This is a genomic window from Caballeronia glathei (assembly GCF_000698595.1).
GTDB classification, from domain to species: Bacteria; Pseudomonadota; Gammaproteobacteria; order Burkholderiales; family Burkholderiaceae; genus Caballeronia; species Caballeronia glathei.
In genome coordinates this window covers 272,303-289,349 of record NZ_JFHC01000001.1, presented here as the reverse complement: position 1 = coordinate 289,349, position 17,047 = coordinate 272,303, and the positions used below count along the sequence as shown (strand labels likewise).

Annotated in this window: 14 protein-coding genes; 10 read left to right on the top strand and 4 right to left on the bottom strand. The window is 67.1% G+C overall.

From position 1 onward, the window contains the following. Positions 1 to 13 precede the first annotated feature (13 nt). The 4 genes from nagA to nagE all read left to right on the top strand — a co-directional run bounded on the left by nagA (position 14) and on the right by nagE (position 6,580). Positions 14 to 1,117, top strand: coding sequence for an N-acetylglucosamine-6-phosphate deacetylase (nagA, locus tag BG61_RS01325; protein ID WP_035941359.1), 1,104 nt, complete (start codon positions 14 to 16; stop codon positions 1,115 to 1,117). Continuing rightward, a complete protein-coding gene (locus BG61_RS01320; protein ID WP_035941357.1) occupies positions 1,110 to 2,117 on the top strand; it encodes an SIS domain-containing protein in 1,008 nt (335 codons plus the stop codon). Before nagA ends, BG61_RS01320 begins: the two co-directional genes overlap by 8 nt. A 12-nt stretch (positions 2,118 to 2,129) precedes the next feature. Beyond that, positions 2,130 to 4,721, top strand: coding sequence for a phosphoenolpyruvate--protein phosphotransferase (gene ptsP / locus BG61_RS01315; protein WP_035941355.1), 2,592 nt, complete (start codon positions 2,130 to 2,132; stop codon positions 4,719 to 4,721). A gap of 80 nt (positions 4,722 to 4,801) precedes the next feature. Further along, complete coding sequence (gene nagE / locus BG61_RS01310) at positions 4,802 to 6,580, top strand: N-acetylglucosamine-specific PTS transporter subunit IIBC (RefSeq protein WP_035941353.1); 1,779 nt, start codon at positions 4,802 to 4,804, stop codon at positions 6,578 to 6,580. A 133-nt stretch (positions 6,581 to 6,713) separates the two neighbouring features. Here nagE and rpoH read toward each other — a convergent pair whose 3' ends face one another. Then, the gene (rpoH, locus tag BG61_RS01305) at positions 6,714 to 7,649 is read right to left on the bottom strand and encodes an RNA polymerase sigma factor RpoH (RefSeq protein WP_035941530.1); all 936 of its coding nucleotides are present in this window, start codon (positions 7,647 to 7,649) and stop codon (positions 6,714 to 6,716) included. A gap of 367 nt (positions 7,650 to 8,016) precedes the next feature. Between rpoH and BG61_RS01300 the strand changes: the two genes are divergently transcribed. Further along, on the top strand, positions 8,017 to 8,583 hold the full coding sequence (locus BG61_RS01300; protein WP_035941351.1) for an acyloxyacyl hydrolase: 567 nt from the start codon (positions 8,017 to 8,019) through the stop codon (positions 8,581 to 8,583). A gap of 44 nt (positions 8,584 to 8,627) precedes the next feature. Further along, complete coding sequence (locus tag BG61_RS01295; RefSeq protein ID WP_035941349.1) at positions 8,628 to 9,011, top strand: nuclear transport factor 2 family protein; 384 nt, start codon at positions 8,628 to 8,630, stop codon at positions 9,009 to 9,011. Positions 9,012 to 9,162: 151 nt separating this feature from the next. On the opposite strand, the gene leuA is transcribed toward BG61_RS01295, so the two are convergent. Further along, a complete protein-coding gene (gene leuA / locus BG61_RS01290) occupies positions 9,163 to 10,821 on the bottom strand; it encodes a 2-isopropylmalate synthase (RefSeq protein ID WP_035941346.1) in 1,659 nt (552 codons plus the stop codon). 469 nt (positions 10,822 to 11,290) lie between these two features. After that, on the bottom strand, positions 11,291 to 12,262 hold the full coding sequence (gene ybiB, locus BG61_RS01285) for a DNA-binding protein YbiB (protein WP_035941527.1): 972 nt from the start codon (positions 12,260 to 12,262) through the stop codon (positions 11,291 to 11,293). A 317-nt stretch (positions 12,263 to 12,579) separates the two neighbouring features. On the opposite strand from ybiB, the gene BG61_RS01280 reads away from it, so the two are divergent. The 3 genes from BG61_RS01280 to BG61_RS01270 all read left to right on the top strand — a co-directional run bounded on the left by BG61_RS01280 (position 12,580) and on the right by BG61_RS01270 (position 14,610). Next, a complete protein-coding gene (locus BG61_RS01280) occupies positions 12,580 to 13,278 on the top strand; it encodes a fumarylacetoacetate hydrolase family protein (RefSeq protein ID WP_035941344.1) in 699 nt (232 codons plus the stop codon). A gap of 70 nt (positions 13,279 to 13,348) precedes the next feature. Further along, positions 13,349 to 13,993: a maleylacetoacetate isomerase gene (gene maiA, locus BG61_RS01275; protein WP_035941343.1), complete on the top strand. Its 645-nt coding sequence runs from the start codon at positions 13,349 to 13,351 to the stop codon at positions 13,991 to 13,993. Next, on the top strand, positions 13,990 to 14,610 hold the full coding sequence (locus tag BG61_RS01270) for a LysE/ArgO family amino acid transporter (RefSeq protein WP_035941342.1): 621 nt from the start codon (positions 13,990 to 13,992) through the stop codon (positions 14,608 to 14,610). The genes maiA and BG61_RS01270 overlap by 4 nt, the downstream gene beginning before the upstream one ends. A 90-nt stretch (positions 14,611 to 14,700) precedes the next feature. On the opposite strand, the gene ftsY is transcribed toward BG61_RS01270, so the two are convergent. Then, positions 14,701 to 15,993 (bottom strand): signal recognition particle-docking protein FtsY, encoded by a 1,293-nt coding sequence (gene ftsY / locus BG61_RS01265; RefSeq protein WP_035941340.1) that lies wholly within the window; start codon positions 15,991 to 15,993, stop codon positions 14,701 to 14,703. 292 nt (positions 15,994 to 16,285) lie between these two features. Here ftsY and rsmD point away from each other — a divergent pair, with 292 nt between their 5' ends. After that, positions 16,286 to 16,945: a 16S rRNA (guanine(966)-N(2))-methyltransferase RsmD gene (rsmD, locus tag BG61_RS01260; RefSeq protein WP_051672201.1), complete on the top strand. Its 660-nt coding sequence runs from the start codon at positions 16,286 to 16,288 to the stop codon at positions 16,943 to 16,945. Positions 16,946 to 17,047 lie beyond the last annotated feature (102 nt).

The window sequence follows — 17,047 nt, the reverse complement described above, 5'->3', positions numbered from 1 at the left end:
AACAGAGAACTTCATGCTGAAAGGAAACATACTCACGACCGACGGCTGGATCCACGGCTCGATTCGCTTCGAGAACGGGCGCGTGACGGCGCTCGAAGGCGAGCGCGTCGATCCGTCGACGAACGACGCGCCGTATATCCTGCCCGGCTTCATCGATCTGCACGTGCACGGCGGCGGCGGCGCGGACATCATGGAAGGCGGCGACGCCGCGCAGACCATCGCGCGCCTGCACGCGCAGCATGGCACGACAAGCCTGCTCGCCACCACGATGACCGCCCCGCGCAACGAGCTGATGCGCGTGGTCGCCGGTCTCGGCGAGCATGCGAAATACCGCGCCGCGGGCGGCGCACGCGTGCTCGGCGTGCATCTCGAAGGTCCGTACATCAATCCCGGCAAGCTCGGCGCGCAGCCCGACGCGGCGGCGGTCGCCGTGCGCGACGAAGTCCTGAAATACCTGGCGCTCGCGCCGATCCGCGTGGTCACGATCGCGCCCGAAATCTCCGGCCATCTCGACGTGATCGCCGAATTGGCGGCGCGCGGCGTGCGGGTGCAACTGGGCCATTCGCTCGGTACCTACGACGACGCCGTCAACGCGCTCAAGCACGGCGCGCGCGGCTTCACGCACCTCTTCAACGCAATGTCGCCGCTGCATCACCGCGATCCCGGCATGGTCGGCGCGGCCCTCGCGCACGCCGAATATGCCGAGCTGATTCCGGATCTGCTGCACGTTCATCCGGGCGCGATCCGCGCCGCGCTGCGCGCGATTCCGCGCCTCTACGTCGTCACCGACAGCACCTCGGCCTCGGGCATGCCCGACGGCGAGTACCGGCTCGGCAGCCAGCACGTCACGAAATGCATGGGCGGCGTGCGCCTTGCGGACGGCACGCTCGCCGGCAGCACGCTGACGATGGATCAGGCGCTGCGCAATCTGGTCTCGCTCGGACTGCCGATCGCGGACGTATCCAGCCGCATGTCGCGCTACGCCGCCGATTACCTGGGCCTCGAAGACCGCGGCCGCATCGCCCGCGGCGCGTGGGCGGACCTGGTCGTCTTCGACCGCGAACTCGCGCTGACGGCCACTTATGTCGAAGGAGAATCCATTGTCGAATATGCTTAAAGAGGCGCTGGCGTCCGCCGATGTGGTCGCCGCCCAGCTCGCCGACACCTCGGACATCGAGGCGCTCGCCGTCAAGCTCGCGGAAGCGCCGCGCCACGTGGCGCTCACGGTCGCGCGCGGCAGTTCTGATCACGCAGCAAGCTACTTCGCGAGCCTCACGATGAGCCGCGTCGGCGTACCGGTCGCGTCGCTGCCGATGTCGGTCGCCACGCTGCAGCAGGCGCCGTTGCGCGTCGCGGGACAGCTGGCGGTGGCGTTCTCGCAGTCGGGCAAGAGCCCGGACCTCGTCGGCACGATGCAGGCGCTGCGAGCAGCGGGCGCGTTCACCGTCGCCGCGGTCAACGCGCCGGATTCGCCGCTCGCCGACGCCTGCGAATGGCACCTGCCGCTGCGCGCCGGCGCCGAACTGAGCGTCGCCGCGACGAAGAGCTACATCGCGATGCTCTCGCTCTCCGCGATCGTCATCGCCCACGTTCAGCGCGACACCGAACTCCTGAACGCGCTGAACACGCTGCCGGACGCGCTGCGCGTGGCGGGCCAGCTCGACTGGACGAAAGCCGTGAACGAGCTGCGCGACGTCGACCGCATGATCGTGATCGGACGCGGGCTCGGACTGGCGATCGCGCAGGAAGCGGCGCTGAAACTCAAGGAGACGTCGGGCATCCAGGCGGAGGCGTTTTCCAGCGCCGAAGTGCGGCACGGCCCGATGGAACTGATCGACCGCGACTATCCGCTCCTCGTATTCGCGCCGCGCGGGCCGGAGCAGGCGGGCCTGATCCAGCTCGCGCGCGACATGCGTGCGCGCGGCGCACGCGTGCTGCTCGCGGCTCCGGACGACGTCGCGGAGGCCGATCTGCCGCTTGCCACGACCGGCCACCCGGCGCTCGACCCGATCGCCGCGATTCTTACTTTCTATGTGATGGCAGCGGGTCTCGCCGCCGCGCGCGGGCGTAATCCCGACGCGCCGCGCCACCTGAACAAAGTCACCGAAACTCATTGAGCGAGAAACCCGATGCGTCGTGCCGAGGAGTCCCTGTTGAACCATTCCACTGATAACCCGAGCGACTTCGTTCTGCTCGCGCCGCTGACCGGCCCCGTGGTGCCGCTCGCCCACGTTCCCGATCCGGTCTTCGCCGAAGGCATGTTCGGCGACGGCATCGGCATCGATCCACTCGAAGGCGTGCTCGTCGCGCCGTGCGAAGGCACGATCACGCATCTCGCGCGCACGCACCATGCGCTCACGATGCGCACGCCGCAGGGCGCGGAGATTCTCCTGCACATCGGCATCGATACGGTGGAGCTGGGCGGCAAGGGCTTCACGCCGAAGGTCGAGCAGGGCGCGACGGTGCGCGCCGGCCAGCCGCTGATCGAGTTCGACGCCGACTATGTCGCGCAGCACGCACCGAGCCTGGTCTCGGTGATCGCGGTCGCGAACAGCGATGCGTTCGACGTCGTCGAACGCGCGGGGCGCGGCGTGCTCAAGGCCGGCGTCGGGCGGCTCCTCGTGCTGCGCGTCAAGGACGGCGACAAAGCCGACGCCGCCCGCAGCGATGCCAACTTCACCGACGAAGCCCGCCGCAACGTGACGCTCGTGCACGCGGGCGGCCTGCACGCGCGGCCGGCGGCGCGCGCCCGGGAAGCGGCGCGCGGCTTCGACGCGAAAGTGGAAGTGCGCTTCGACGGCCGCAAGGCGCCGGTCGAAAGCGTCGTCGGATTGCTCGGGCTCGGCGCGGGCGAAGGCGCGACGATCGAGCTGCTCGGCATCGGGCGCGAGGCGTCGAAAGCCATCGAAGCAGTCGCTGCCGAGCTGTTGCGCGAGGCGCACGGCGAAGTCGAGGAGACGCCTGCGCGCGCCATGTCGCCCGCGCCGCACACGGCTTCTCGCGCGCCCGGCGAGCCGCTCGCCCCGAACACGCTCGCGGGCGTGTGCGCGGCGCCCGGCATCGCGGTCGGCAAGCTCGTGCGCTGGGACGACCAGGACATCGCGCCGCCCGAGCAGGCAAGCGGCACGTCGCCATCGGAAAGCCGCGCGCTCGACCGCGCGATCGCATCGGTGGATGCCGAACTCGACGAAACCGTGCGCACCGCGTCGCAGCGCGGCGCGGTCGGCGAGGCGGGGATCTTCGCGGTGCATCGCGTGCTGCTGGAAGACCCGACATTCGTCGATGCCGCGCGCGACCTGATCAGCCTCGGCAAGAGCGCTGGATTCGCGTGGCGCGAAGCGATTCGTGCGCAGATCGTGCTGCTCTCGAAGATCGACGACCCGCTGCTCGCCGAGCGCGCAGCCGATCTGCGCGACATCGAAAAGCGCGTGCTGCGCGCGCTCGGCTACACGAGCACGGCGGCCCGCGAATTGCCCGACGAAGCGGTGCTCGCCGCCGACGAATTCACGCCGTCCGACCTGGCGTCGCTCGACCGCGGGCGCGTGACGGCGCTCGTGATGGCGCGTGGCGGCGCAACGTCGCACGCGGCGATCATCGCGCGCCAGATCGGCATTCCGGCGCTCGTCGCCGTCGGCGACGCGCTGCACGCCGTGCCGGAAGGCACGCAGGTTGTCGTCGATGCATCGGCGGGACGCCTCGAACATGCGCCGACCGCGCTCGACGTCGAACGCGCGCGGCTCGAACGCCAGCGCCTCGCGGGCGTGCGCGAAGCGAACCGGCGCACGTCGCAGCAGGCGGCGACCACGAGCGACGGGCGCGCGATCGAAGTCGCCGCCAACATCGCGACGCTCGACGACGCGCAAACCGCCGTCGAGAACGGGGCCGATTCGGTGGGCCTCCTGCGCACCGAGCTGCTCTTCATCCACCGCGCGGCCGCGCCGTCGAAGGACGAGCACCGGGACAGCTACCAGGGCATCGTCGACGCCCTGAAGGGCCGCACCGCGATCATCCGCACGCTCGATGTCGGCGCGGACAAGGAAGTCGATTACCTGACGCTGCCGCCCGAAACGAACCCGGCGCTCGGGCTGCGCGGCATTCGCCTCGCGCAGGTGCGACCCGACCTGCTCGACGACCAGTTGCGCGGCCTGATCGCCGTGAAGCCGTTCGGCGCGGTGCGCATCCTTCTGCCGATGGTCACCGATTCCGGCGAAATCGTGCGTCTCAGAAAGCGCATCGACGAACTCGCGCGCGAGGCCGGCCGGACCGATCCTATCGAAGTGGGCGTGATGATCGAAGTGCCGTCGGCGGCGCTGCTCGCGGACCAGCTCGCGCAGCACGCGGACTTCCTCTCGATCGGCACCAACGACCTCACGCAGTACACGCTCGCGATGGACCGCTGCCAGCCCGATCTCGCCGCCCAGGCCGACGGCCTGCACCCGGCCGTGCTGCGCCTCATCAAGGCGGCGACGCAAGGCGCGGCGAAGCACGGCAAGTGGGTCGGCGTGTGCGGCGCGCTCGGCGGCGATCCGGTGGCGGTGCCGCTTCTGGTCGGCCTCGGCGTGACCGAGCTGTCCGTCGATCCGGTGTCCGTGCCCGGCATCAAGGCGCGCGTGCGCAAACTCGATTACCAGCTTTGCCGTCAGCGCGCCGAGGATGCCCTCGCGCTCGAATCGGCGCAGGCAGTAAGAGCAGCAAGCCGCGAAATCTGGCCGCTGGACTGACCGTCCGTCCCGCGGCCGGGCTTCGCGGCCCGACCTTCAACCCAGCAACGACAAGACCTATATATTTTTTGGAGAACCCGATGGACGCCAACCCGTTTGCAAGGATGCAGCGCCTAGGCCGCGCGCTGATGCTGCCGATTGCAGTATTGCCCGTGGCCGGGCTTTTGTTGAGACTCGGCCAGCCCGACGTTTTCAACATCAAGATGATCGCCGACGCAGGCGACGCGATCTTCTCGAATCTGCCGCTGCTCTTCGCCATCGGCGTGGCCGTGGGTTTCGCGAAGGACAACAACGGCACGGCGGGTCTCGCGGGCGCGATCGGCTATCTGATCGAAATCGCGGTGATGAAGGACATCGACCCGAAGCTCAACATGGGCGTGCTGTCGGGGATCGTCGCGGGCGCCGTCGCCGGGTATCTCTATAACCGGTACAAGGACATCAAGCTGCCCGAGTACCTCGCATTCTTCGGAGGGAAACGCTTCGTGCCGATTGTCACGGGCGTGGCCTGTCTGATACTCGGGATCGTGTTCGGCTACGTCTGGCAGCCGGTGCAGCATGCCATCGACGTGGCGGGCCTCTGGCTCACCACGGCCGGCGCACTCGGCACGTTCGTGTTCGGTCTGCTCAACCGCACCCTGCTCGTGACGGGCCTGCACCACATCATCAACTCGCTCGCGTGGTTCGTGTTCGGCACGTTCACGCCGCCGGGCGGCGGCGCGCCGGTGACGGGCGACCTGCATCGCTTCTTCGCGGGCGACCCCACCGCGGGCGGCTTCATGACGGGTTTCTTCCCGATCATGATGTTCGGCCTGCCGGCGGCCTGTCTCGCGATGTTCCACGAAGCGCCGAAGCACCGTCGCGCGATCGTCGGCGGTCTGCTGTTCTCGATGGCGCTCACCTCGTTCCTGACGGGCGTGACCGAGCCGATCGAATACAGCTTCATGTTCCTCGCACCGGTGCTCTACGCAATCCACGCCGTCCTGACGGGCCTGTCGCTCGCGATCTGCTCGGCGCTCGGCATCCATCTGGGCTTCACGTTCTCGGCGGGCGCGATCGACTACGCGCTGAACTACGGCCTCTCGACGCGCGGCTGGTGGGCGATTCCGATCGGCATCGCGTACGGCTTCGTGTACTACGGCCTGTTCCGCTTCTTCATCCGCAAGTTCAACATGGCGACGCCGGGCCGCGAACCCGAGACGGCCGACGCGCAAGCCGAATCGTCCGAGAGCGCCGGCGGCTTCACTCCGGTGCCGGGTGCGGCCGCGTCGCGGGCGAGCCGCTACATCGCGGCGCTGGGCGGCGCGTCGAACCTGACGCTCGTCGATGCATGCACGACGCGCCTGCGCCTGTCGGTGGCGGATTCGGAAAAAGTGTCGGAAGCGCAGTTGAAGACGATCGGCGCGCGGGGCGTGTTGAAGCGCGGCGCGACCAACGTGCAGGTGATCATCGGACCGGAAGCAGACCTGATCGCCGATGAAATCCGTTCGGAACTCCAGCATTCGACGACCGTCGGCGCCACGCCGGCCTCATCGGCGCCCGCGGCGGCAACTGTTGCGAACCCGGCACCGGCCCCGGTTTCCGAGCCGGGACCGCTCGATCCGGACCCGGTGCGCTGGCTCGCCGTGTTCGGCGGCGCGACGAACGTCGCTTCGCTCGACGCCGTCGCGGCGACGCGCCTGCGCGTGGTCGTGCGCGATCCGTCGGCGGTGGATCGCCAGCGGCTCTCGACGCTCGACGTCGCGTGGGTGTCGGCCGACACGTTCCACATCGTCGTGGGTTCGGCGGCGGAGCGCTATGCGCAACAAATGTCGATGCGCCTGTCGGCGAACGGCGGCGGCGCCGCGCCCATGCCGGCGTAAGCCTTCGCGCGGGACACGCATGGGAAACGGCGCCTTCGTGGCGCCGTTTTTTGGAGGGCGCGCCAGAACAAAAAAAAGCCCGCCGTCTTCCGACGGCGGGCTTCCAATTGCTGCTTACCTTAAACCTGGCGCGTTACGCGTACTCGTTCAACGCGGAGCGCATCTTCTTCATCGCGCTCGCTTCGATCTGGCGGATGCGTTCCGCCGACACGCCGAACTCGTCAGCCAGCTCGTGCAGCGTCTTGCCGCCCGAACCGTCGTCCTGCACTTCGAGCCAGCGCGCCTGGATGATGCGGCGGCTGCGCTCGTCGAGCGATTCGAGCGCGGTGGACAGACCGTCGCTTTGCAGCTTGTCGAACTGGCGCGCGGCGATCACGTTGGTCGGCTCGTTATGCGAGTCGGCGAGGTACGCGATCGGCGCGAAGCTTTCTTCGCCGTCGTCGATCTGGCCTTCGAGCGCGATATCTCCGCCCGACAGACGCGTTTCCATTTCCGCCACTTCCTCGCGCTTCACGTTCAGCTCTTTCGCGAGACCTTCGATCTCGTCCGGCGTGAACGCGGCGGCGCTGTTCTTGTGGCTGCGAAGATTGAAGAACAGCTTGCGCTGCGCCTTCGTGGTCGCAACCTTCACCGTGCGCCAGTTGCGCAGGATGTATTCGTGAATCTCGGCCTTGATCCAGTGCATCGCATAGGACACGAGGCGCACGTTCTGCGCCGGGTCGAAGCGCTTCACGGCCTTCATCAGGCCGATGTTGCCTTCCTGGATCAGGTCGGCGTGCGGCAGGCCGTAGCCGAGGTAATTGCGAGCAATCGACACGACGAGCCGCAGGTGCGACAGCACGAGCTGGCGCGCCGCATCCAGGTTGCCGTGGTCGCGGAATTCGGTGGCGTACTGGCGTTCCTCCGACGGCGACAGCATCGGAATCCGGTTCACAGCCGAAATGTAGGCGTCGATGTTGCCGATCTGGCCGGTCAGCATGGACGACTGTGCGTACGTCAGCGCGCCTGCCGAAGCGGCCTTGGCCGACGCCGAGCTCACAATATTCGGAAGGGTCATCGCATTGGTCACGCTCATAAGCTCCTTGTCAAAAAAAACCCGTTGCGAACGAATCGCAGCGAGTCAGCCACGATACTAGCACTCCAGTCCAGTGAGTGCTAAGGATTAGAGCATCCGCTTATGTGGGAGTTCCCACAAAACCTATCAAACCGTCTGTTTCAATAGTCCATATATTACATATAGTTAATTACGTCACATTTACCGCGCGAGCAAGCGAGGGTTCGCACGAATTACCTTGTCAACCGCATTGTGCGAAAGAAAATTCCGACAATTCCCGGAAATGGAACACAATCCGAGCAATTTTTCGAGACCATCTCTAAAATGACGCCGTGACCGCGCATGCGGCAAGACGATTTGGTCAACCAGAGTCGGGGTGTTCATGCAGAAGAAAAACAGCGCCTGCCGAAACCAAGTTCTCAAATGCGCACTGACCGGGGCGCTAGGCCTCGCGTCGGCGAGTGCGAGTGCCGACCAGTTCGGACTTCAGATAGCGGGCGGTGTCGCCAATCACGATATCAAGAAGGTCGACCTTGGGTTCGTCTGGGACCCCAAGTGGACCTGGTGGGAAATCGGCGGATTTCACTTCACCGTGGTCGGCGAAGCCCACGTCTCGTACTGGCACACGACCGAGGACAACGCGGTCCACCCGAACATCTTCGAATTCGGCGTAACGCCGATGTTCCGGTTCATCAGGAGTTCAGGCGACATCCGCCCGTTCATCGAGGCGGGCGTGGGCGTGCGCATGCTGTCCCACACGCGCATTACGGACAATTTCTCCGTGGGTTCGGCGTTCCAGTTCGCCGACGTCGTCGGTGTCGGCGCGACGTTCGGCGCACGTCAGAACTACCAGGCGGGATTCCGGTTTCAGCATTTGTCGAACGGCGGTATCAAAGAGCCGAATCCTGGTATAAATTTCAGCCAGCTATATCTGCAGTACAACTTCTGACGAGGGCCGCATGAACCGGTTCCTCATGCAAGAGGAACAGACAGATGCCGGCAAAAACTATTGAGGCGATCCGTGGCCTCGAGCGCGATCGTTTCCGGGCGATGGTCGAAGGCGACGGAATTCTGCTTGACGCGCTGCTGGCCGAAAACGTGAGCTACGTGCACACGAATGGCAAGCGCGAGACGAAGCGCCAGTTCATCGATGCGATCACGGCCGGCCGGCGCCGTTACCGGCAAATCGAGATCCAGTCGCAGGACGTGATTCCCGCGGGCCGCGATACGTGCGTGGTCTCGGGCCGGGCACTGGTCGAGATGGAGTCGAAGAACGGCGCGCTGCTCTTTCCGATCGCCTACACCGCGATCCACATCCAGCTCGACGGACAATGGCAACTGCTCGCGCTGCAGGCGACGCGCGTCGCGCTGGAGTAGGGCATTGGCACGCGCGCCGGTGCGGTGAAGCGCCGGCGCGCCGTTCCTCGAAAGCGATCACGCATCGTTCCTGAAAACCCGCGATTTGCGGACATGAACGCCCGCACCCGCACCCGCACCGCATCGGGCGTGGCCGCCGCCGCAAGTCTCTTCAGGCCGCCACCGCTTCCTTTTCGGCCTCGGCTTCGGCGCCTGCGGGCCACTGTGCGCGATTCACTGCGCTCACGACCGCATCCACGACCGCCTGCGCCGCGTTCTCGCTCACCGCGACGCCAAACCGCACGGCCTGCTCGCCGACGCGGCAGCCGACGAACACCGCCGTCTCGCCGCCTGCGGTATTCGTGCTTTCGAACCACGCCACTTCAGCCGATACGCCGAGTGCCTTCGCCACCGCTTCGGCATACGCGTCGCCCGGTGCTTCGGCCGACGCGGGCGGCACCTTCACGTCGCGGCCGGCCACGCGCAATGCCGCCGGCGCGACGCGCGCAACGGGCCCTTGCGCGTCGAAATACTCGCGCCGGAACAATGCGCAGATCGCGTCGCCCGAGACCTCCTCGCCCGACGCGTCCGCCACCGCCTGCACCGCGTGGCTGAACTCGATCTGCACGCGCCGCGGCGGCGTGAAGCCGAGGCCGCGCTCGAGCAGATACGTCGCGCCGCCCTTGCCCGACTGGCTGTTCACGCGGATCACGGCGTCGTAGCTGCGCCCGAGGTCGGCGGGGTCGATCGGCAGATACGGCACGTCCCACACCGTGCCCGGCTCGCGCTGCGCAAGCCCCTTCCTGATCGCGTCCTGATGCGAACCCGAAAACGCCGTGAACACGAGGTCGCCCGCATACGGATGGCGCGGATGGACCGGGATCTGGTTGCAGCGCTCCACCACGCGGCGCACGCCGTCGATATCGGAGAAATCGAGGCCCGGGTCGATGCCTTGCGTGTAGAGGTTCATCGCGAGCGTGACGAGGTCCACGTTGCCGGTGCGCTCGCCGTTGCCGAAGAGGCAGCCCTCGACGCGTTCCGCGCCCGCCAGCATCGCCAGTTCGGCGGCGGCGACCGCCGTGCCGCGATCGTTGTGCGGGTGCACCGACAGGATGATGCTGTCGCGATAGCCGAGATTGCGGTCCATCCACTCGATCTGGTCCGCGAACACGTTCGGCATTGCGGCTTCGACCGTCGCGGGCAGGTTCAGGATCATCTTGTGAGCGGGCGTCGGGTGCCAGGTCTGCGCGACCGCGTCGCAGACCTCGCGCGCGAACGACAGCTCCGTCATGCTGAATGTTTCCGGCGAGTACTGGTAGGTCCAGTGCGTGCCGGGACGAGCGGCAGCGCATGCCTTGATGATGCGCGTGCCTTCGACGGCCAGCGCCTTCACCTCTTCCTTCGACTGGTTGAAGACGATGCGCCGGAACGAGGGCGCGATCGCGTTGTAGAGGTGCACGATCACTCTCGGCGCGCCTTCGACCGCCTCGAACGTGCGCTCGATCAGCTCGCGGCGCGACTGCACGAGCACTTCGACGGTGACGTCCTCAGGAATACGGTTTTCGACAATCAGCTTGCGCACGAAGTCGAAATCCGTCTGCGATGCGGACGGAAAGCCCACCTCGATTTCCTTGAAACCCGTCCTCACCAGCATCTCGAAGAATTCGAGCTTCGCGTCGATGCTCATCGGCTCGATCAGCGCCTGGTTGCCGTCGCGCAGGTCGGTGCTCATCCAGATCGGCGCGCGTTCGATGGTGCGCGTCGGCCAGCGGCGGCCAGTCAGGCGGACTTGCGGAAACGGACGGTATTTCTCGGAAGGGGCGGGCATCATGGTCGTCGACCTCGTTTGTCGCTGGTTGCGTAGCGTCTGCGAGAGAGGTCGCGGCCGGCGGCTGGCCGGCTGCTGCCCGATGCGCGTCGCGTATGCCGGTGCGCGCGGCCACGTTGCGTCACGGCGATGGTGACGCCTCCGACCCACGTGAACGTGCGCGATGCAACGTGCATTTGACCCTCGCGTTTCCGTTTCGCGGGATGAGCGAACGAAAAGCTGACGACTACAGGTGGTGAAAAAGAGAGAACTACGAGAACTGCTGGCAGGACCGCGCGCAAAACGGACAGCGCGCGGCGCTACGCCTGGCGACTTACGCTAGACGTAGCGATAGGGGCCGCGCTAGGCGGCCCGAAATAATTCGGAGGGAGGAGAACTGGGTAAAGCGCATTGGGCTACTTTAGCCAGCGAAGGATGATGTGTCAACTAATGGCGCAATCGGCGGCAATCAAGGCAATCGGACGATTCCGGTTCAGACCGGCCGGCGCACCACGTCGGCGATCACTTCGACCTGTCGGGCGAGGGCGGGCGGCACGGCAATCTCGCCGCGCAGCACGCTCTCGATCCAGCGCGCGGTGGTGGCCGCATCGAGCGATTCGGGCAGATCGACGGGCGGCGCGTCGGCCGAGGAGCGTTCCGCCGACACGAGCGTCTCCGAATGCCCGTGATGGAACCAGTCGACCTGCACCTGCCGCCGCGTGTCCGCCACCGCCTCGCCTTCCGTGCCGCGCGCGAGCAGGGCGCCGCCCTGGGCCGCGTCGGGATGCTGCGTGAAAAGTCCCGTCAGGCTTTCGCGGTACTCCGGATGCGTGTAGTTCACGAGCCTCAAGCCCGGCTGCGCGAATGGCTGGAGAATCTTGACGAGCGTGTGCGTCGAGTTGCGCACGCCCATGATCCGCCGCAGCGACAGCAGGCGCGCGAGCTTCGGCGCGAGCGACGCGATCGGCGCGAACGCGAGTCGGCGCGACGCGAGACTGTCCTCGATTTCATCGTGCGACGCGGCCGCCTTGACGCCCAGTTCCGCGAAGATCTCGGCGCTCGTCACGCGGCCCGGATCGTCGATCACGCCATGCACCAGCACCGGCACGCCCTCGCGTGCGAGCAGCAGCGACAGCAGCGGGGTCAGGTTCGGCAGCCTGCGCGCGCCGTTGTAGCTCGGAATCGAGACGGGGCGTGCGTGCTCGCGGCCGTGCTGGATGTGCAGCGGCTCGAACGAGCGGTGCGCGGCGGCGAGCATCGCGGCCAGCTCGGCGGCGGTTTCGCCCTTCACGCGATACGCGAGCAGCACGGCGCCGAGTTCCAGATCGGAGACGCGGCCGTCCAGCATGGCTTCGTAGAGCGCGTAGGTGTCGTCGCGGCTGAGCGCGCGTGCGCCGTTCGGGCCGCGCCCGATCTCCTTGATGAAGCGGGCGCAGGCAAAGGCGGGAGCAGCGGATTCGGTCATCGATGGGGGGCGCGCGGCCGGCGTGTTCGCCGGGCTGGCGGAAATCACGATGGCACACGCATTTCTGGGATACGGGAACCACATTCAGTACCGCATTTGCGCGGCGCTGGCAAGGTGCGGCGGCGCCGCAATCGCCCGCCTGCCGGCGCCGCCGCAACGTGTCAGCGCCGACGGGCGGGCGGTTTCAGCCGCGCGGGGCTTGGGCGTGCGCGGCTTGCTTACGTTTCGCTTGCCCCGCGCGCGCACGTTACACTCTTCGTTTTGCCGGCTCCGACCTGAGCGCGAGCCGCATGATTCAAATCAACAAGGAGAGCGGGATGAGTTACGTGTTCACTCCGGCGCCGGTCGTGGCGGTGCCTGTCGTCGATTCGGGCGAGCAGTTCGCCGTGCGCCGCATCTATTGCGTCGGCCGCAATTACGAGGCGCACGCCCGGGAAATGGGCCACGATCCGGATCGCGAGCCGCCGTTCTTCTTCGGCAAGCCCGCCGATGCCGTGCTGTACGTCGCGCCCGGTTCCACCGGCGAGTTTCCGTATCCGTCGCAGACGAAGAACGTGCATTTCGAGATGGAACTCGTCGCCGCGATCGGCAAGCAGGGGCGTGACATTCCCGCCGAGCGCGCGCTCGATTACGTCTACGGCTACGCGCTCGGCCTCGACATGACGCGCCGCGATCTGCAGGCCGAGGCCAAGAAGCTCGGCCGTCCGTGGGATACCGCGAAGGGCTTCGACCATTCCGCGCCGCTCGGGCCGATTCATCCGGTGTCGAAGGTCGGGCATCTGGAGAAAAGCGCCATCTGGCTGACGGTCAACGGCGAAGAGAAGCAGCGCTCGGACATCTCGCAGCTGATCTGGTCGGTCGGCGAAACGATCGCGTATCTGTCCACGCTCTTCGAACTCTTCCCCGGCGACCTGATCTTCACCGGCACGCCGGAAGGCGTCGGCGCGGTGGTGAAGGGCGATCTGATGAAGGGCGGCGTCGACGGCATCGGGGAGTTCGCGGTGCGTGTGGTCTGAGCACGCGTATCCGGGCGTGGCTCAAGACGCTTCATGAGACGCGCCTGAAAAATAACAGGGAGGAGGCAACTTGAAGCTGTACAGCTACTTCCGCAGCTCGGCTGCGTATCGCGTGCGCATTGCGCTGAACCTGAAAGGTCTCGCCTACGAATACGTGCCGATTCACCTGGTGCGCGACGGCGGCCAGCAACTGAAGCCGGAATATCGCGCGGTGAATCCGGACGGCATCGTGCCGACGCTCGTCGACGGCGACAACGTGCTCCATCAGTCGCTCGCGATCATCGAGTATCTGGAGGAGACGCATCCGCAGCCGCCGCTCCTGCCCGCCGCGCCCGCCGACCGGGCGTTCGTGCGCTCGATCGCACTGCAGGTCGCGTGCGAGATTCATCCGCTCGACAACCTGCGCGTGCTCAAGTATCTGAAGCACGAAGTCAAGGCTCCCGACGCCGTGAAGGACGCGTGGTATGCCCACTGGGTCGAACGCGGCTTCGAGTCGCTGGAAAAGCGGCTCGCGGGTGACGGGCGCGTCGGCGCGCTGTGTTTCGGCGACACGCCGACCGTCGCGGATCTGAGCCTCGTGCCGCAGGTGTTCAACGCGCGGCGCTTCAAGATCGACATGAGCCGCTATCCGACGATCGAGCGCATCGCCGACTACGCCGGCCAGATCGACGCCTTCCAGCGCGCGGCACCCGCGGAGCAACCCGACGCCGAATGACGCTCCCGTATCTGGCCAGCTTTCTGTCGGGTGCCGGGCTCGGCGCGAGTCTCATCATCGCGATCGGCGCGCAGAACGCGTTCGTGCTGCGGCAGGGTTTGAAGCGCAGGCATGTGGGGCTGGTGGTCTCGATATGCGCGGCGATCGACGTGCTGCTGATCGGGTTCGGCATCGGCGGGATGGGCGCGCTGGTTTCGCGGGCGCCGTTTCTCCTCGATGTGATTCGCTGGGCGGGCGCGGCGTTCGTGTTCCTGTACGGCCTGCGCGCGTTCATCGCGGCCTGGCAGGGACCGGGTCATCTCGATGCATCCGACGGCGATTCGCAGACGGCGCTCGGCGCCGCCTCGGCGGTGCTGGCGCTGTCGCTGCTCAACCCGCACGTCTATCTCGATACGGTCGTGCTGCTCGGCGGCATCGGCGCGCGCTATGGGTGGCCACGCAACGCGTGGTTCGCGGCGGGCGCGATGTGTTCGTCGATCATGTGGTTTGCCGCGCTCGGGTACGGTGCGCGCCTGCTGAAGCCCTGGTTCGAGAAGGACGTAGCGTGGCGGGTGCTGGATGTGATCGTCGGATGCGTGATGTGGTGGATCGCGGCGGCGCTCGTGCTGTCGCAGTGACGCGCTGCAGGTCTTCAGCGGCGAACAAAATGGCGAACAAGAAGGGCGTCCCGCGGGACGCCCTTCTTGTTGCGGTGCCTGCCGCGAGCCTCAGCCGAGCAGTGCGTCCGCGAATTCCTCCGCACTGAACGGCTGCAAATCCTCCACCTTTTCGCCGACACCGATGAAATACACCGGAATCGGCCGCTGCCGCGCGATGGCGGCGAGGATGCCGCCCTTCGCGGTGCCGTCGAGCTTCGTCACGATCAGGCCGGTGAGGCCGAGCGCGTCGTCGAACGCCTTCACCTGCGCGAGCGCGTTCTGGCCGGTGTTCGCGTCGATCACGAGCAGCACTTCGTGCGGCGCGTCGGGCATTGCCTTCGCGATCACGCGGCGCACCTTGCGCAGTTCTTCCATCAGGTGCAATTGCGTCGGCAGGCGGCCGGCGGTGTCGGCCATCATTACGTCGATCTTGCGGGCGCGGGCGGCGCCGACGGCGTCGTAGATCACGGCGGCTGCGTCGCCGCTTTCCTGCGACACGACGGTCACGTTGTTGCGCTCGCCCCAGACCGTGAGCTGTTCCCGGGCGGCGGCGCGGAAGGTGTCGCCGGCAGCGAGCAGCACGGACTGGTGAAAGCGCTGCAGATGCTTCGCGAGCTTGCCGATGCTCGTCGTCTTGCCCGCGCCGTTCACGCCGGTGATCATCATCACGAGCGGCTGCGCGCGGCCGAGCATCAGCGATTTTTCCAGCGGTTTGAGCAGATCGACGAGCAGCGCGCGCAGCGCGATCTTCACCTGCATCGCGTCGGTGAGACGTTCGGCGCGCACCTTTTCACGCAGCGCTTCGAGCAGGAATTCGGTGGCATCGACGCCCGCATCGGATATCAGCAGCGCGGTTTCGAGTTCCTCGTACAAATCCTCGTCGATCTTCGCGCCGACGAAAATGCCGGTGAGGCTCGAACTCGTCTTCGACAAGCCGTGCTTGAGCCGCGACAGCCACGTTTTCTTCGCGCCCGGGTCGGGGGCGGGCGGCGGCACGATCTCGGCCGTATCCTCCACCACCGGCTCGCGCTTCCATTGCGACGCCGTGCGGCCTTGCCAGTAAGGCTGCGGCTCGGGGGCGGGCGGGGGTGGCGCATCGGCGGTGGGTTGTGCGGCTATCGAGGGCGTAGAGGGCATCGAGGGCGTCACGGGCGCGGGTTCCGGCGTGCCCGGTTCGACCGGCTGTGCCGGCGTTACCGGGGGCGTCGCGTGGCGCAGCGGCTCGGCCGGGGTGTGCAACGCCTCGGGCGCCTCGGGCTCGTGAAGCGCCTCGTCCTGCGCGACGGCATCGGCGGCTTCCTCGGCCGGCGTGCCGGCCGGCGCATCCGCCGGTTTCTTGAATCGTTTGAAGAAGCTGAACATGGTCCGCAGTGGTGGATGGTGCGCGCGCTTTCGGCGCTTCGCCCCGCCCCCGGGATCGGGGAAAGCACGGGCGGCCGCGAAAGCGCGGAAGGCGCGTATTTTATCAGGCGGCGCCTATGGACGGTCGCAAGCCTTTGGCGACAAGGCTCGCGCCTGTGGTAACGTTGGTTTTCATCGGCCGCGCGCCGGCGGATTCGCGCGCACGGCCGCCGGCCGCGTGTTCCGGCCTTCGGCGCCCACCGGAACGGCGCACATTGCGCCTGCCTGGCGCCTCCTCATTTCATTGCCTTACATGCCCCGCTCGTCCATTACACGCCAACCGACGTCAGCAACGCCCGGACGCGCCCCCGCCAGGGTGCGCGAGGCGGCGCCGTCGCGTGGCGGCAAACCGCATTCGATCCGCATCATCGGCGGCGACTGGAAGCGCACGCCGCTGCCGGTTCTCGATCTCGATGGCCTGCGCCCGACGCCCGATCGCGTGCGCGAGACGCTTTTCAACTGGCTCGGCCAGCAACTCTACGGCCAGCGCTGCCTGGATCTCTTCGCCGGCAGCGGCGCGCTCGGTTTCGAGGCCGCGTCGCGCGGCGCGGCGCGGGTGCTGATGGTCGAGCGCAGCGGCCGCGCGGTCGCGCAACTGAAGGCGAATCAGGCGCGGCTCGCGGCGAGCAACATCGAGATCCTCGAAGCCGACGCGCTGCGCCTCGCCGCGAGCCTCGCCCCGCATTCGTTCGATGTCGTCTTTCTCGATCCGCCGTTCGGCGACAAGCCGGTGCTCGAACGTGCGCTGGAACTCGCCGTCGCGTTGGTGGCGCCCGGCGGCGCGCTGTATGTGGAGTCGGGCGACGCGCTCGATCCGTCCGAAGCGCCCGCGCTCGCCGGATGGAAAATCGTGCGCGAAGGCAAGGCGGGCGCGGTTCGCTATCATTTGCTGCGCCGCGAAAATGAGGAATAATGCGCGTTCCCAAATAGCGCGCCGGGCAGAATGACCGGGCGACGCGCCGCGAGGCGCGGCCGGGGTATGGCGGGCGAGGCGCACCGGTGAGCCTGCAGTGCG

What these genes read in the sequence shown, in the direction of transcription:
- BG61_RS01280 (WP_035941344.1), top strand. Translation starts at nt 12,580, where the DNA reads ATGAGTTACGTGTTCACTCCGGCGCCGGTCGTGGCGGTGCCTGTCGTC.
- nagA (WP_035941359.1), top strand. Translation starts at nt 14, where the DNA reads ATGCTGAAAGGAAACATACTCACGACCGACGGCTGGATCCACGGCTCG.
- rsmD (WP_051672201.1), top strand. Translation starts at nt 16,286, where the DNA reads ATGCCCCGCTCGTCCATTACACGCCAACCGACGTCAGCAACGCCCGGA.
- nagE (WP_035941353.1), top strand. Translation starts at nt 4,802, where the DNA reads ATGGACGCCAACCCGTTTGCAAGGATGCAGCGCCTAGGCCGCGCGCTG.
- BG61_RS01300 (WP_035941351.1), top strand. Translation starts at nt 8,017, where the DNA reads ATGCAGAAGAAAAACAGCGCCTGCCGAAACCAAGTTCTCAAATGCGCA.
- BG61_RS01320 (WP_035941357.1), top strand. Translation starts at nt 1,110, where the DNA reads ATGCTTAAAGAGGCGCTGGCGTCCGCCGATGTGGTCGCCGCCCAGCTC.
- BG61_RS01295 (WP_035941349.1), top strand. Translation starts at nt 8,628, where the DNA reads ATGCCGGCAAAAACTATTGAGGCGATCCGTGGCCTCGAGCGCGATCGT.
- ybiB (WP_035941527.1), bottom strand. Translation starts at nt 12,262, where the DNA reads ATGACCGAATCCGCTGCTCCCGCCTTTGCCTGCGCCCGCTTCATCAAG.
- leuA (WP_035941346.1), bottom strand. Translation starts at nt 10,821, where the DNA reads ATGATGCCCGCCCCTTCCGAGAAATACCGTCCGTTTCCGCAAGTCCGC.
- ptsP (WP_035941355.1), top strand. Translation starts at nt 2,130, where the DNA reads ATGCGTCGTGCCGAGGAGTCCCTGTTGAACCATTCCACTGATAACCCG.
- BG61_RS01270 (WP_035941342.1), top strand. Translation starts at nt 13,990, where the DNA reads ATGACGCTCCCGTATCTGGCCAGCTTTCTGTCGGGTGCCGGGCTCGGC.
- ftsY (WP_035941340.1), bottom strand. Translation starts at nt 15,993, where the DNA reads ATGTTCAGCTTCTTCAAACGATTCAAGAAACCGGCGGATGCGCCGGCC.